Here is a 14,233-nt window from a genome sequence, read left to right on the forward strand (position 1 = left end):
GTTTTAACTCTTCTCCCACTCCTTCAACAACCTTTTCACCGACACCGGATACGGTGTTTTCAATTCCTGCGCAAACAGCGACACTCTCAATTCTTCAATCATCCATCTAAACGCGGCGAGGTCGTCTGAAACGGGTAGTCCTTGTTTCACCAAGCCGTCTGTTTTTTCCTGCCACATTTGTTCCAATTCCTGTATGTCGGCTTCGCGGGCTGCGTCGCGGGCGGGGTTGCTGCTGTATTTTTCGAGGCGCAGGGTCATGGCTTTGAGGTAGATGGGGAGGCGCGGCCATTGTACCCACGGGGTGCGGGTGGCGAAGCCGGCGGCGAGCAGGGTTTGCAGGCGTTGGCGCAGGAGGTGGGTGAGCGGGTGTTTGCCGAGTTTGCCGTTTAGTTCGGCGTAGGCGGCGGCGGTTTCCTGCAGGTAACGGCTGAGGGCTTCTTTGACGGCGGGCAGGCGGCTGCGGGCGCGTTTGATTTGTTCTTTGAAGGCTTTTTCGTTGCGCGGCAGCTCGTCTTCGCCGATAAAGGCGCGGTCGCAGACGGCTTGGGTGAGGTCGTCGCGCAGGGTGTCGGCGTTGATGTGTTTGAGCAGCATGGCGGCTTGGGTGAAGCCTTGGATGCCTTTGTTCAGGTCTTTAACTTGTTCTTTTAGTTGTAGTTTCATGAGTTCGATCACGCCTAATCTGTGGGCTTGTTCGGCGGCGGCAGACGTGTCGAACAGGCGCAGGGCGATGCGGCCGTCTTTTTCTTTTTGCAGGCCGAGGTAGCCGGTGAGCTGTTGTTTGCCGCGGGCGAATTTGATGGATTCGGGCAGGGTGCCGATGTCCCACGTGGTAACGTTGTCGCGCTCGAATTCTTGGGTGTTGTCGCGGAAGGTGGTGGCGGCGGCTTTGCCAAGTTGTTGTTGGATTTGGATTAAATCGCGCCCCATGGCTAATTCTTGCCCGCCGTCGTCGATGATGCGGAGGTTGAAATAGCAGTGTTCGGGCAGCCTGAACGCGGCCCATTCGTCTTGGTTGATTTGCTCCAGTATGCGGATGTCGCCTGCGGTTTTGGCGATGGCTTGGGCGAGCTGGGGCAGGATGGGGGCGTTGCGGTCGGGGTTTTGGCTTAAAAATTGGGTGATGAATTCGGGCACGGGCACGCAGATGCGGCGGATTTGTTTGGGCAATGCTTTGATTTGTAGCTGGATTTTTTCGCGTATCATGCCGGGCACGAGCCATTCGAGGGCGGCGGGGCTGATGCGGTTGAGCACGGTGAGCGGCAGGGTGAGGGTAACGCCGTCGAGCGGGTGGTGCGGTTCGAAGCGGTAGCTGAGTTTGAATTTGCCGTCTGCGGTTTGCCAGTGTTTGGGGAATTGTTCTTCGGTGATGTGCGCGGCAGCGTGCTGCATGAGGTCGTCGCGGCTGAGGAACAGCAGGCGCGGGTTGTCGCGTTCGGCGGTTTTGAGCCAGGCTTGGAAGGTGCCGATGTCGGCGAGGGGGAGGGGTTTCAGACGGCCTTTTGGGGGTGCAGGCTGCTTTTTGGGTTTGGGATCGTCTGAAATGTTTTGTAGGGTGTGTGAACTCGGTTCACGCACGCGGTTGTCCTTTTGAGATTTTAGGACATCTGCTGCATCCGCTCGTGCCAATAAGATGAGTTCGCCGGCAGTCTCGGCATCGGGATAGTGCACCAAGCCTGCTTCGTCAAATTGTGCCATTACGCCACTTTGTAATGTCGCCCATTCTTCGGCGGAACCGATGGACGGGTCGCATTGCTGCTCGGCAATCAAGGCAACGATTTTGCCGTGCCATTGTTTGCTGTCGATCGTTACACGGTCACCCAGCAGTATCGGTTGACCGTCGGCGTAGCATAGGGAGTTTTCAGGTAGCCTTTGGGCTTTGGGGGCGTCTGAAACCGTTGAAGCTGCGGCACTCTGTTCCCTCTCCTGTGGGAGAGGGTTTGCTGCGGTTGCGGAAAAGTTGGTTTGTGCGGCAACTGTTTTGCCCTCTCCCCAACCCTCCCCCACGGGGGAGGGGGCGGTTTGCTGGGGATTTTCAGGTAGTCTTCGGGAGTGCAGGCTGTTTTCGGTGTGCAGGTCGTCTGAAACCGCGTCCGCCGTATAAAAATCGGGCAGCCGTTCGTTATAAAACGCAAACAGGGCTTCATCATCGACCAGTACATCCTGCTTGCGCGATTTGTGTTCGAGTTCGGTAATTTCCTTAATCAGCATTTTGTTGTGGACAAAAAAGTCCGCTTTCAAATCGCATTCCTGCGCCACTAACGCGCTGCGGATAAAGATTTCGCGCGCTTCTTCGGGGGCGATTCTGCCGTAGGACACGGGGCGGCGCGGCAGGACGGTCAGGCCGTAGAGCGTTACCCGTTCGCTGGCGATGACTTCGCCGCGTTTTTGTTCCCAATGCGGCTCGAAATAGTGGTAGCGGACGAGGTGCGGCGCTTCCTGCTCGATCCATTCGGGCTGGATGGCGGCTACGTCGCGCGCGTAAAGTTTCGTTGTTTCAACGAGTTCCGCCGCCATCACCCATTTGGGTTTGGCTTTGAACAGGGCGGAGGCGGGGAAAAGGTGGAAGCGGCTGCCGCGCGCGCCGGTGTAGTCGTTGCCGTCGGGCGATTTCATGCCGACGTTGGCGATAAGGCCGGTGAGCAGGGCGCGGTGGATTTGTTCGTAGCCCGCTTCTTTGGCGGCGCGGATTTGGGCGCGGTGTTGTTTCTTATCCAGTTGTTTTTGTTTGAGTTTGGCGGATAAGTCTTGGTCGCCTTGGCTTTCAGACGACGTGAGCTGCCTGACTTCGGGAGGTCGTCTGAAAGCGGCTTCCTTGGTGGTCAAACCCATTTCAATCGCGGTTTGGGCAAGCTGGTGATGCAACTCGCGCCACTCGCGCATCCGCAGGTGCGACAGGAAATATTGGCGGCACCACTGCACCAACTGCTTGTTGGACAAGCCTTTATCGCGCTCGCGCTGGAAGCTGTCCCAAATGTTCAGGTAGGCAAGGAAATCGGACTGCTTGTCGGTAAAGCGTTCGTGTGCCTTGGCGGCGGCATCGCGTGCCTCCAGCGGCCGTTCGCGCGGGTCTTGAATCGACAGCGCGGACGCAATCACCAATATTTCCGCCATGCAGTCGTGTTTCTTCGCCGCCAGCAAAATGCGCGCAATTTTCGGGTCGATGGGCAGGCGCGCCATTTGCTCGCCGAGGCGGGTCAGGCGGTAGCGGGGAGGGGCGACGATATTGCCTGAAAAGTTTTGAAGGTCGTCTGAAACGGTTTTGTCGTTTGTCGGATTGTGTCGGGCGTGAATGCCTGAGCCGCGTGCTTGATTTTTAGTGTTTTGCATAGTCTTGTAGGTCGGGCGTTCATGTCCGACGTGGTCTCAATTTATATTGTTTGTAGGTTTGTGCCGCCTTATTGCGGATAAACATATTCCGCTTTGCCGTTGCGGATGTTCAGGCTGCCTGCATCGCCTGTGATCAGGTTACCGGTTACCGAGCCTTCGGTGCAGCCTGAAACCTTCATATCGTAGCCCAGCGTGTGAATCAGGAAAGTTGAAAGCTGTTGGTGGAAGGCAATTTCGCAAGGCGCAAAGGCTTGGTTGGCGGATTGCTGCACGGCAGCATCAGGGCTGTATAACACCAGCGGTACGATGTAGCTGTCGGGATGTACCGTGCCTTGGTTGAAGGTGTCTTTGTGCACATACTGCCCGTGGTCTGAGGTATAAACAAACAACCAGTTGTTTTCAGGCTGTTTTTGCAGCTGCTGGAATACGGTTTGGATCATTTGGTCGGTTTTGTGGATGGTACTGTCGTATTTGTCCACGATATTGGCTTCGCCGAACACCTTATCCTGTTGTTGCAACAGCGCGCCGTATGGGACGTGCGAACCGCGTTGGTGCAACACAATAAAATGCTTGCCCTGCTGCAAATTGATTTTGTCGAACAGCGGCAGCAGCTTATCGTCGGGCATATTGTCGCCGTTGCGGTAGCCGAGTTGGGTCGGTTGAATCAGATGGTCGATCCACTTTTTGCCGATCAGGTTCAAAATCGCCATCTCGTTTTCCGCTTGCGCGCTGTAAAAATACGTTTCGTAACCCTGCTCTTTGGCGAGGCGGAACATATTGGTATCGCCGCTGCTGATTTGTTCGTAGCCGTTGGCATGCGGTATGGCATTGAAAAAGCTGGGCAGGGATACAGCCGTCATCAAAGCGGCGGAATAGCTTTGCTTCACAATCGGCTTAAAGTCGGCTTGCGACAGTCGGGTCAAAAACGGCGAAGTTTCGCGTCCGTAGCCAAACAGTTTCAAATGCGCCGCGCTTTCGCTTTCACCCATGATTAGGACGATATTTTGAATACTGCCTTGTCCGGTTTTGCTTGGCGCAGGCTGTTTGAAAACAGGAATCTTGTTTAAATCAAACAACTGATACGGCAATACGCGCCCGACAAAATAGCCGAAGCTGAAATAATTGGCTTTGACGCGGCTGTATGTCGGTTTGGGAGAAATACCGTGTTCCTGCGTCGTACTGAATGAACGTCCAAAAATCAGCAACATCGCCGCAGCGAACAATATATCGGCGGCAAAATGCGTCTTACGGCGGAACTTGGCAAGGCTGCTAAACAGCACGACTTCCGCCACACCCCACAACGCAGGCAGCCACAACTTATCCAACATCGACGCCCCCGCGCTGCCGACTTCGGTAACCTCTTTCAGCATCAGCCAATAATTGATGCCCGTCATCCAACTTTGATAAACCGCGTAATGCACATTGTTGGCAATGATGCTGAGCGCGAAAAACAACGCAATCAGCAACCGTGAAGCCTTATAACGCGCAAACAGATACAGCGCAGCAATCACAAATATCAGCGCAAACGTTTCCGCCATTTTCGCAGCCGGCAGGGTTTCAATCCCAAATACAAAACGATAGGCAATTTCGCTGGCAGTAAGTAGGGATGAATAGAGAAAGAGAACGAAAAGGGATTTTTTCATAATGGGAAGTTCACAATAAAAGTTGCAGGCTGGGTTTGGGGGCTCGGCAACGGTATTCTTCAGCAGCTATCTGTTTACAGATTGTTTTTTAAAAACGAGGTCGTCTGAAACGGTTTTGTTGTTTGTCGGATTGTGTCGGGTATTTGTGCCCGACAAAAAATTAGGAGTTAGCTTTTTTGTCATCTTCCCAATATGGCAATATGTCTTCACGCAAATAAAAGGAACGTTGCAATATGGAAAAACACCAAAAAGATATTATAAAAAATAAAAAATATATAACCATGCCTAATAAAATATTATTTTCTGCAACGGAATTCAGTATTATAACGATATCTATCAATATGGATTTACTAGACTTTCCAAAGCAACCTAGGATCGAAAAAATGAGAATTCCCCATATTGCAGAAAAAATAAAGTTTATTTTTTGTAAATTTGCTTTTTCTTCTTGATAAGCACTCCATAATACAGAATTATTTTCTTTCACTGCTTTTCTTCTTAATCGGTACAATGATTTTCTATAATCTGTATTTTCGTTTTCAAACATATAAATATTAAATTTTGATAGAATAGTTAAGATAACAGAAAAATAAATTCCTTGAATAATAGGAACAATTACAGAAAAAATAAAAGAGAAAAGGATAACAGATTCAAAAATGCTGTATAGGTCTAAATTTTTCTGTTTATTTAAAAGTGCTGTAATAGAAAATCCATGTCTTAAATTTAAATACATATCGAAAAATGAAATTATCAGCAATGATGCCAAAAACCATTCGAGTCTCATCAATCTCTGTAATAATCCGTTGCTGAGTTTTTCTAAAATATCGCTCATTTATTATTCCTTCAATGTTTGTATGATAAAGTAATTATGCTATCGTTCCCCGATTTTCGTTAGACATCAATGCCCGTCCTATGCTTTTCAGACGACCTCCACCGCCCCCAATTCCAGCAACACCTGAAAACCATCATTGATATACCGCGAATCGGGCATTTCTAAAAACGGGAATGCCGCTACGTCGCCGAGTTTCAATGCTGCCATGCGCAGGATGACGGCGGCCAGGTTGCTGCGGACGATTTCAGGGTCGGTAAATTCGGTGCGGCTGTTGAAATCTTCTTCTGAAAATAAGCGGATACACACGCCTGCGGAGACGCGTCCGCAGCGGCCGGAGCGTTGGCGTGCGGCGGCTTGGGAGATTTTTTCGACATGAAGCTGCTCCACTTTCGCCCGTGCGGAATAGCGTTTGACGCGCGCGAGGCCGGTGTCGATGACGTATTTGATGCCCGGCACGGTGAGCGAGGTTTCGGCGACGTTGGTTGCCAGTACGATGCGGCGTTTCGCGCCTGTGGGGTGGAAGATTTTGTGCTGTTCGGCGTGCGACAGGCGTGCGAACAGGGGCAGGATTTCGTCGTTGCGGCGCAGTGTGGATTTGCGCAGGGCTTCGGCGGCTTCGCGGATTTCGCGTTCGCCCGGCAGGAATATCAAAATATCGCCTTCGCCGTGTCGCGCCAATTCGTCCGCCGCATCGACAATCGCGTCGGTCAGTTCTACTTCCGCGTCGTCTTCGTCTTTGCTGGTCAGCGGGCGGTAGAGGATTTCGACGGGATAGGTGCGCCCGCTCACTTCCAGCACGGGCGCGCCGTTGAAGTGTTGGGAGAAGCGTTCTGCGTCTATGGTTGCCGAGGTGATGATGACTTTCAAATCGGGGCGGCGCGGTAGTAGCTGTTTCAGGTAGCCCAGTAGAAAGTCAATGTTCAGGCTGCGTTCGTGCGCTTCGTCGATGATAATCATGTCGTAGGCGGCGAGATAACGGTCGGTCTGGGTTTCCGCCAGCAGAATGCCGTCGGTCATCAGCTTGACGCAGGCATCGCGCGAGGTGTGGTCGGTAAAGCGCACTTTATAGCCGACCGCGCTGCCGATTTCCGATTTCAATTCTTCGGCAATCCGCTCCGCCACCGAGCGCGCGGCCAAACGGCGCGGCTGGGTATGCCCGATCAGCCCCGCCGCCCCGCGCCCGAGTTCCAAGCAAATCTTGGGCAACTGCGTGGTTTTGCCCGAACCGGTTTCGCCGCAAATAATCGTTACCTGATTCTCGGCAACGGCTTTTTTGATTTCTTCGAGTTTTTCGTGAACGGGCAGGGTGTTGTCGAATTCGGGTTTGGGCAATGCTGCCAAACGCTTCAAAAAGATTTCGTGCGATTTTTGGTATTTTTCTTCGACTTTGGACAAGCCGCCGTATTTGTTGGGATTTTTGAAGGCGGAACGCAGGAAGTGTCGGTCTTTGGAGAGGGTTTGGGAGAAATCGGGATGGGGCATGGCGTTGGAAAAATTTCAAATAAAACAAAGGGAGTGATTATAGCAAAGGTCGTCTGAAAATTTTCAGACGACCTTTGCCGTTTCGGAAATATTAAGGATGATCTGCAACATAAGCCCAGAGGCTTGAAATCTTGGCAATCTTCAAATATTTCTTAAAAAGCGGAGGTCTGGATTCCCGCCTGCGCGGGAATGACGGTGCGAGGGTTCGGATTCGATATAAAAGGCTGCCAGAGGTGGGAGTTGAGAGTCCCGGAATTCCAGCAATCTGAGACCTTTGCAAAATTCCCCAAAATCCCCTAAATTCCCACCAAGACATTTAGGGGATTTCTCATGAGCACCTTCTTCCAGCAAACCGCCCAAGCCATGATTGCCAAACACATCGACCGCTTCCCACTATTGAAGTTGGATCAGGTGATTGATTGGCAACTGATCGAGCAATACCTGAATCGTCAAAGAACCCGTTACGTCCGAGACCACCGCGGCCGTCCCGCCTATTCCCTGTTGTCCATGTTCAAAGCCGTCCTGCTCGGACAATGGCACAGCCTCTCCGATCCCGAACTCGAACACAGCCTCATCACCCGCATCAACTTCAACCTGTTTTGCCGTTTTGACGAACTGAGCATCCCCGATTACAGCACCTTATGCCGCTACCGAAACTGGCTGGCGCAAGACAACACCCTGTCCGAATTGCTGGAACTGATTAACCGCCAACTGACCGAAAAAGGCCTAAAAGTAGAGAAAGCATCCGCCGCCGTCATTGACGCCACCATTATTCAGACCGCCGGCAGCAAACAGCGTCAAGCCATAGAAGTCGATGAAGAAGGACAAGTCAGCGGCCAAACCACACCGAGTAAGGACAAAGATGCTCGCTGGACAAAGAAAAACGGCCTCTACAGACTCGGTTACAAACAACATACCCGTACCGATGAGGAAGGCTATATCGAGAAACTGCACATCACTCCCGCCAATACCCATGAGTGCAACCACCTGTTGCCTTTGCTGGAAGGTATAGCCAAAGATACGACCGTCTATGCCGACAAAGGCTACGACAGTGCGGAAAACCGACAACATCTGAAAGAGCATCAGTTGTTAGACGGCATTATGCGCAAAGCCCACCGCAACCGTCCGCTGACGGAAGCGCAAACCAAACGTAACCGATATTTGTCGAAGACCCGTTATGTGGTGGAACAAAGCTTCGGTACGCTGCACCGTAAATTCCGCTACGCCCGGGCAGCCTATTTCGGGCTGATTAAAGTGAGTGCGCAAAGCCATCTGAAGGCGATGTGTTTGAACCTGTTGAAAGCAGCTAACAGGCTAAGTGTGCCTGTTGCCGCCTAAAAGGCGGTCCGGATGCCTGATTATCGGGTATCCGGGGAGGATTAAGGGGGTATTTGGGTAAAATCAGGCGCAATTAGGGGCGAAAACAGCCGAAAACCTGTGTTTGGGTTCCGGCTGTCGGGGGAAGGGCTTTTTTGCAAAGGTCTCAATCTTTAAACATTCCTGAAAAGCTAAGTCTGGATTCTTTGCTGCGTAGGCATGATTGGGAGTCTCTGATTCGGGTTCGATAAAAGGTCGTCTGAAAACCGAAGTTGGTTTTCAGACGACCTTTTAGTTTATAGAGAACCCTGTTTACGCCTGCGCTATCGGGCTGTCTTCTTCCTGCCGCTCTTCTTCGTGTTCCGCGCTGTTGAGCAATTTCAGCAGCTTTTCGGTTTTTTCCGAATCTTCGCTGCGGAGGATTTTGGCGGTTTCGGTTTCGAGCAGGGCGGTGTTGCTGTGCAGGATGATGTTTTTGACGGGCAGCAGGTTGTTGGGGTTCATGGAGAAACGGCGCAGCCCCATGCCCAGCAGCATCCGCGTGTAGGCGGTGTCGCCTGCCATTTCGCCACATATGGAGACGCTTTTTTCCATGCGGTTGGCGGTGCGGATGATGTGTTGCAGCATTTTGAGGACGGCGGGGTGTCCGGGCTGATAGAGGTGGCTGACGCTGTCGTCGCCGCGGTCGACTGACAAGATGTATTGAATCAGGTCGTTGGTGCCGATGGAGATGAAATCGACGAGTTTGAGGATGCTGCCGACGGTCAGGGCGGCGGACGGGATTTCAATCATGCAGCCGACGCTGACCGTGCCGAAGGTTTCGCCGCGTTCGGCGAGCTGGCGTTGGGCGGTGTCGAGGTGGATAAGGCATTGGCGCACTTCGGACAAGGAGGTAATCATCGGCCACATCATGCGCACGGGGCCGTGGGCGGCGGCGCGGAGGATGGCGCGCATTTGGGTGCGGAACATGACCGGTTCGGCGAGACACAGGCGGATGCCGGTAAGTCCGAGCGCGGGGTTGAGGCTGCCGTTGGGGGTGGAATTTTGACCGAACCAGCGGGGGTTTTTGTCCACGCCCAAATCGACGGTGCGGATGGTGATGCTTTTGCCTTTCATCTTTTTCACAATCGCGCTGTACACTTCGTACTGCTCGTCTTCAGACGGCATGGTGTCGCGGTTGAGATAGAGGAATTCGCTGCGGAAGAGTCCGACGCCGTCTGCGCCGAAGTTGTGCAGGGCTTTGATGTCTTCGGCGGATTCGATGTTGGCGAGCAACTCGATGTTGATGCCGTCGGCGGTGGTGGCGGCGGTTTTTTTGAGTTTGTTGAGTTCGCGCTTGTGGATGCGGTATTCGCGGGCGAGGCGGCGGTATTCGTTGAGGACGACTTCGTCCGGATCAATAATGAGGACGCCGTTGATGCCGTCGACGATGACGGTTTCGTTTTCGGTAATGAGCCTGCGGGCGTTGTGCAGCCCGATGACGGAAGGGATGTCGAGGCTGCGGCCTAAGATGGCGGTGTGGCTGGTCGGGCCGCCGACGTCGGTAACGAAAGCAGTGATGCGCTGCTCTTTAAAGAGGACGGTGTCGGCAGGCGAGAGGTCGTGGGCAATCAGGATGGTGTCTTCAAACAAGCCTTCGGTCAAATTCAGGTCGTTGCTTTGCCCGACGAGATTGTTGTGGATGCGGCGGACGACTTGCAGCATGTCTTGTTTGCGTTCGCGCAGGTAGTCGTCTTCGATGCTGTCGAACTGGGCAGCGAGCTTGTCGCTTTGCTGTTTCAACGCCCATTCGGCGTTGATTTTTTGTTCTTTTAAAATATCGACGGGTTCGCGCGAGAGGGTCACGTCGGTCAGCAGCATAAGGTGCAGCGAAATAAACGCACCCAACTCGGTCGGCGCGTTTTCCGGAATCGCGCTGCGCAACTGTTCCAACTCTTTGCGCGTGGCTTTGATGGCGGCATCGAAACGGGCGACTTCGGCATCGACAAGGTCGTCTGAAACATCGTATTGCGGCACTTCAGCCGTGCCGCGCGTAATCAGGTGGGCTTGTCCGATGGCGATGCCTTTGCCCGCCGCCACGCCGTGCAGCACGATACTCATTATTCGCCCTCGCCGAAGTAGTCGTTGATTAAATCAGTCAATGCCTTCATGGCGGCGACTTCGTCCAAGCCGTCGGTTTCCAGCTCGATGACCGTGCCTTTGGCGGCGGCGAGCATCATTAAGCCCATGATGCTTTTGCCATTGACGCGGCTTCCGTTTTTCGTTACCCAGACTTCGCTTTGAAACTGAGACGCGGTTTGGGTGAATTTGCTGGAAGCGCGGGCGTGGAGACCAAGTTTGTTGATGATTTCGATTTGTTGTTTTTGCATATTCGGCTTTCGGGTGTGCGGGGTCGTCTGAAAACGTGTTGGTCGGGTTAGACGGCTTCGGCGTGCTGTTTACACACCAAATCTTCCGGTTCGGCAGTGATGGCGAAAATGCCTTTGACGGCGGCTTCCCTGACTGTTTCGGTAAAGGCGGCAAGATCTTCCGCCATGGGCGAGTATTGGGTCGCTTTAATCATCATCGGCGCGTTCAGTCCGGTCAGGATGGCGGATTTGCCCGCACGAACTAGCCTGCGGGCAGCGTTGCACGGCGTTGCGCCGAAGATGTCGGTCATAATCAATACGCCGTGGTTTTCCGGAAACTCTTGCAACGCGGCGATGGCATTGTTGATGATGTCGGTTTGGTCTTCGTCAGGCTCCACGCCGAGGATACGGATGTTTTCCGGCATTCCCATGGGGAAGAAATGATGGGTCAGGCTGCGGTAGGCTTCGCCTACGGCCTCGTGGGTTATGATTAAGAGGTTGATCATGATGTGTTCCCTGATGATTTTATTCGGCCGGTGTGGGCGAAAGTATAGTGGATTAACTTTAAACCAGTACGGCGTTGTCTCGCCTTAGCTCAAAGAGAACGATTCTCTAAGGTGCTGAAGCACCAAGTGAATCGGTTCCGTACTATCTGTACTGTCTGCGGCTTCGTCGCCTTGTCCTGATTTAAATTTAATCCACTATATCGTCCGTTCACCCGCCACATAGCGCGATATGGTGGCACAAAGGTCGTCTGAAAAGGTTTTCAGACGACCTTTTTTAATCTTGTCTCAGCCTTGGTTGAGCGCGTAAATCTCGCCCAAATTGCGCCAGCAGCCCGCCGCGTCCATACCGTAGCCGAAGACGTAGCGGTTGGGAACATCCAGCCCGACATAATCCGCCTTGGTCGGTTTTTCCTTGTCGATCAACTTGTTGGCAAACACAGCCGCACGGCAGCTCGCCGCGCCCATTTCCAAGAGCTTGGACTGAATCGCCGACATCGTGTGTCCCTCGTCCAAAATATCGTCCAATACGACCACATGACGCCCCCGAATCTGCTCCGGGTCGGGCATCCGTTTCCAGTTGAACGCACCGCCCGCCAGCTTGTCGCCGTAACGGGAAACATGAACATAATCAAAGTCCAACGGAAAGCGCAACAGCGGCAGCAACTGCCCAGTAAACACCACCGCCCCACCCATCACAGGCAGCAGGAGCGGATATTTGTCCCCCAAGTCGCGCGTAATTTCGTCCGCCACTTTTTGCAGCGCGGCACGGCATTGGTCTTGGTCGAACAAAAGCTCGGCATTATCAAGCATGGCTTGGGTTTCAAGGCGTTTGGTTTCTAAATCAATCATGGTAAACGGGGAAAATCAGTTGAGGAAAAAGAAATTATAAACCCAAATCGCGCTGAGGTCGTCTGAAAGCAGGCTTTAAAGTTGCAGAAGAACAGTTTGTTTTTCTAGAACCCGTATAAGCCTGCCAAATTTAGCCTAAGTCAGAAAATTCTGTAATTTTCCACCAGTTGTTTGGCTTTAGGAGTAGAATGCCAAAATATTAATTTGTATCATGATTTGAGGCTTAAGTGTCTCAACACAGAATGTTGCTCTACAAATTTCAGACGACGTTTGGATGAAATTTTGTAATTTTCCAACAAAGCCGTATGCCATTTATCAACGGATTGACCGAAAGGACGCTTCACATGAGTAATGCAAAACGCGATGTAACCCGCATCAGCCACAACACCAAAATCGTTGCTACGTTGGGGCCGGGCAGCAACAATGTTCAGTTGTTGGAAGACATGATCCGTGTAGGCGGTCTGAATGTCGTCCGTTTCAATTTCAGCCACGGCACGCCCGAGTTTCATCAGGAAAATGCCCGCATCGTGCGTGAAGCGGCAAAACGCGCCGGACAGGAAATTGCCATCCTCGCCGACTTGCAAGGTCCGAAAATCCGCGTCGGCAAAATCGCCAGCGGCAGCATTGAATTGAATAAAGGCGAAACGCTGGTTCTGGATGCCGCGCTCGAAGGCGAAGGCACGCGCGACGCGGTCGGTTTGGACTACCGTGACCTGCCTAACGATGTCGTTGCGGGCGATGTTTTGTGGCTGGACGACGGTTTGCTGACTTTGACCGTGGAATCCGTTGAAGGCAGTAAGATTGTTACTAAAGTTGAAAACAGCCATGTGTTGAAAAGCAACAAAGGCATCAATAAACGCGGCGGCGGTTTGTCCGCAGGCGCGTTGACCGAGAAAGACTTTCGCGACCTGAAAACCGCGATTGCCATCGGTTGCGATTACCTCGCCATCAGCTTTGTGAAATCCGCCGAAGATTTGCACATCGCCCGCGCCAAAGTCGAAGAAGAAATGAAAGGCAGCACTGCCGTACGCCCCGGTTTGGTTTCCAAAATCGAACGGGTGGAAGCGATTGAAAACTTGGACGAAATCATCCTTGCCAGCGACGGTATCATGGTGGCACGCGGCGACTTGGCGGTCGAAGTCGGACACGCAGCCGTCCCCGCCCTGCAAAAACGAATGATCCGCCGCGCACGCGAGTTGCGCCGCTTCAGCATTACCGCAACCCAAATGATGGAATCCATGATCACCAACCCCGTACCGACCCGCGCGGAAGTCAGCGACGTGGCAAACGCGGTATTGGACGGCACCGATGCGGTGATGTGTTCCGCCGAAACCGCCGTCGGCGCGTATCCTTTTGAAACTGTCAGCCAAATGGCGATTATCTGCGCGGCAGCCGAAAAAGAGCAGGACTCGCTCAACGGCGTTGCCGAACAGGTCGATTATCCCGAAGCCGTCAGCACCAACCTGGCAATTGCCGGCGGCGCGGTCGGAGTAGCGCGTGCGGTTCACGCCAAAGCGATTGTCGCCCTGACCGAAAGTGGCTCAACCGCCTTCGAAATCAGCCGCCACAACATCACTTTGCCGATTTTCGCCCTGACTCCGAGCATTTCCGCCCAACGCCGCATGGCAATGTATCGCGGCGTGCGCCCGATGATTCTGGCGACCAGCACCGACCACGATACTGCACTAAACGAAGTGGAAGCTGTGTTGGTCGAACACAAAATCCTGTGTTCCGGCGACCAATACATCATTACCAGCGGCTCGAAAATGCGCGAATCCGGTTCGACCAATACGCTGGAAGTGTTGCGCGTTAAATAATCGACACGCAAACGACAGATAATCATGAGGTCGTCTGAAAACTTGGAAACGGGTTTTCAGACGACCTTTTCGCAATATGCCGTGTCGTCATGCGGAATGCGGAGCGGATGGC

At 52.9% G+C, this 14,233-nt stretch carries 10 protein-coding genes; 2 read left to right on the top strand and 8 right to left on the bottom strand.

What is annotated here, in order from left to right; all coding sequences use genetic code 11:
- Nucleotides 1-3 precede the first annotated feature (3 nt).
- The 4 genes from J7445_RS10755 to hrpA all read right to left on the bottom strand — a co-directional run bounded on the left by J7445_RS10755 (nucleotide 4) and on the right by hrpA (nucleotide 7,284).
- Nucleotides 4-3,330: a DUF3418 domain-containing protein gene (locus J7445_RS10755; protein WP_209283054.1), complete on the bottom strand. Its 3,327-nt coding sequence runs from the start codon at nucleotides 3,328-3,330 to the stop codon at nucleotides 4-6.
- A gap of 68 nt (nucleotides 3,331-3,398) precedes the next feature.
- A complete protein-coding gene (locus J7445_RS10760; RefSeq protein ID WP_209283378.1) occupies nucleotides 3,399-4,976 on the bottom strand; it encodes a phosphoethanolamine transferase in 1,578 nt (525 codons plus the stop codon).
- Nucleotides 4,977-5,133: 157 nt separating this feature from the next.
- Nucleotides 5,134-5,802 carry a hypothetical protein gene (locus J7445_RS10765; protein WP_209283055.1) on the bottom strand — a complete coding sequence of 223 codons (669 nt, stop codon included), beginning with the start codon at nucleotides 5,800-5,802 and terminating at the stop codon, nucleotides 5,134-5,136.
- 87 nt (nucleotides 5,803-5,889) lie between these two features.
- Nucleotides 5,890-7,284, bottom strand: coding sequence for an ATP-dependent RNA helicase HrpA (gene hrpA, locus J7445_RS10770; protein ID WP_083310331.1), 1,395 nt, complete (start codon nucleotides 7,282-7,284; stop codon nucleotides 5,890-5,892).
- Nucleotides 7,285-7,614: 330 nt separating this feature from the next.
- On the opposite strand from hrpA, the gene J7445_RS10775 reads away from it, so the two are divergent.
- Complete coding sequence (locus J7445_RS10775) at nucleotides 7,615-8,622, top strand: IS5 family transposase (RefSeq protein WP_209283056.1); 1,008 nt, start codon at nucleotides 7,615-7,617, stop codon at nucleotides 8,620-8,622.
- A 291-nt stretch (nucleotides 8,623-8,913) separates the two neighbouring features.
- Here the strand turns inward: J7445_RS10775 and ptsP are convergent, their stop codons facing one another.
- The 4 genes from ptsP to J7445_RS10795 form a co-directional block, all read right to left on the bottom strand.
- Nucleotides 8,914-10,701, bottom strand: coding sequence for a phosphoenolpyruvate--protein phosphotransferase (ptsP, locus tag J7445_RS10780; protein WP_070655175.1), 1,788 nt, complete (start codon nucleotides 10,699-10,701; stop codon nucleotides 8,914-8,916).
- Nucleotides 10,701-10,970 (bottom strand): HPr family phosphocarrier protein, encoded by a 270-nt coding sequence (locus J7445_RS10785; RefSeq protein ID WP_003742589.1) that lies wholly within the window; start codon nucleotides 10,968-10,970, stop codon nucleotides 10,701-10,703. The genes ptsP and J7445_RS10785 overlap by 1 nt, the downstream gene beginning before the upstream one ends.
- 47 nt (nucleotides 10,971-11,017) lie before the next feature.
- Nucleotides 11,018-11,455, bottom strand: coding sequence for a PTS sugar transporter subunit IIA (locus J7445_RS10790; protein WP_049228185.1), 438 nt, complete (start codon nucleotides 11,453-11,455; stop codon nucleotides 11,018-11,020).
- A 285-nt stretch (nucleotides 11,456-11,740) separates the two neighbouring features.
- Nucleotides 11,741-12,304, bottom strand: a complete 564-nt coding sequence (locus J7445_RS10795; RefSeq protein WP_003755895.1) for a hypoxanthine-guanine phosphoribosyltransferase — start codon at nucleotides 12,302-12,304, stop codon at nucleotides 11,741-11,743.
- Nucleotides 12,305-12,648: 344 nt separating this feature from the next.
- Here J7445_RS10795 and pyk point away from each other — a divergent pair, with 344 nt between their 5' ends.
- Nucleotides 12,649-14,121, top strand: coding sequence for a pyruvate kinase (pyk, locus tag J7445_RS10800; protein WP_070655173.1), 1,473 nt, complete (start codon nucleotides 12,649-12,651; stop codon nucleotides 14,119-14,121).
- Nucleotides 14,122-14,233 lie beyond the last annotated feature (112 nt).

Origin of the sequence: Neisseria sicca, from assembly GCF_017753665.1 — a bacterium.
GTDB classification, from domain to species: Bacteria; Pseudomonadota; Gammaproteobacteria; order Burkholderiales; family Neisseriaceae; genus Neisseria; species Neisseria flava.

Coding starts and splice junctions, on each gene's coding strand:
- J7445_RS10790 (WP_049228185.1), bottom strand. CDS start 11,455: ATGATCAACCTCTTAATCATAACCCACGAGGCCGTAGGCGAAGCCTAC.
- J7445_RS10795 (WP_003755895.1), bottom strand. CDS start 12,304: ATGATTGATTTAGAAACCAAACGCCTTGAAACCCAAGCCATGCTTGAT.
- hrpA (WP_083310331.1), bottom strand. CDS start 7,284: ATGCCCCATCCCGATTTCTCCCAAACCCTCTCCAAAGACCGACACTTC.
- ptsP (WP_070655175.1), bottom strand. CDS start 10,701: ATGAGTATCGTGCTGCACGGCGTGGCGGCGGGCAAAGGCATCGCCATC.
- pyk (WP_070655173.1), top strand. CDS start 12,649: ATGAGTAATGCAAAACGCGATGTAACCCGCATCAGCCACAACACCAAA.
- J7445_RS10775 (WP_209283056.1), top strand. CDS start 7,615: ATGAGCACCTTCTTCCAGCAAACCGCCCAAGCCATGATTGCCAAACAC.
- J7445_RS10765 (WP_209283055.1), bottom strand. CDS start 5,802: ATGAGCGATATTTTAGAAAAACTCAGCAACGGATTATTACAGAGATTG.
- J7445_RS10755 (WP_209283054.1), bottom strand. CDS start 3,330: ATGCAAAACACTAAAAATCAAGCACGCGGCTCAGGCATTCACGCCCGA.
- J7445_RS10785 (WP_003742589.1), bottom strand. CDS start 10,970: ATGCAAAAACAACAAATCGAAATCATCAACAAACTTGGTCTCCACGCC.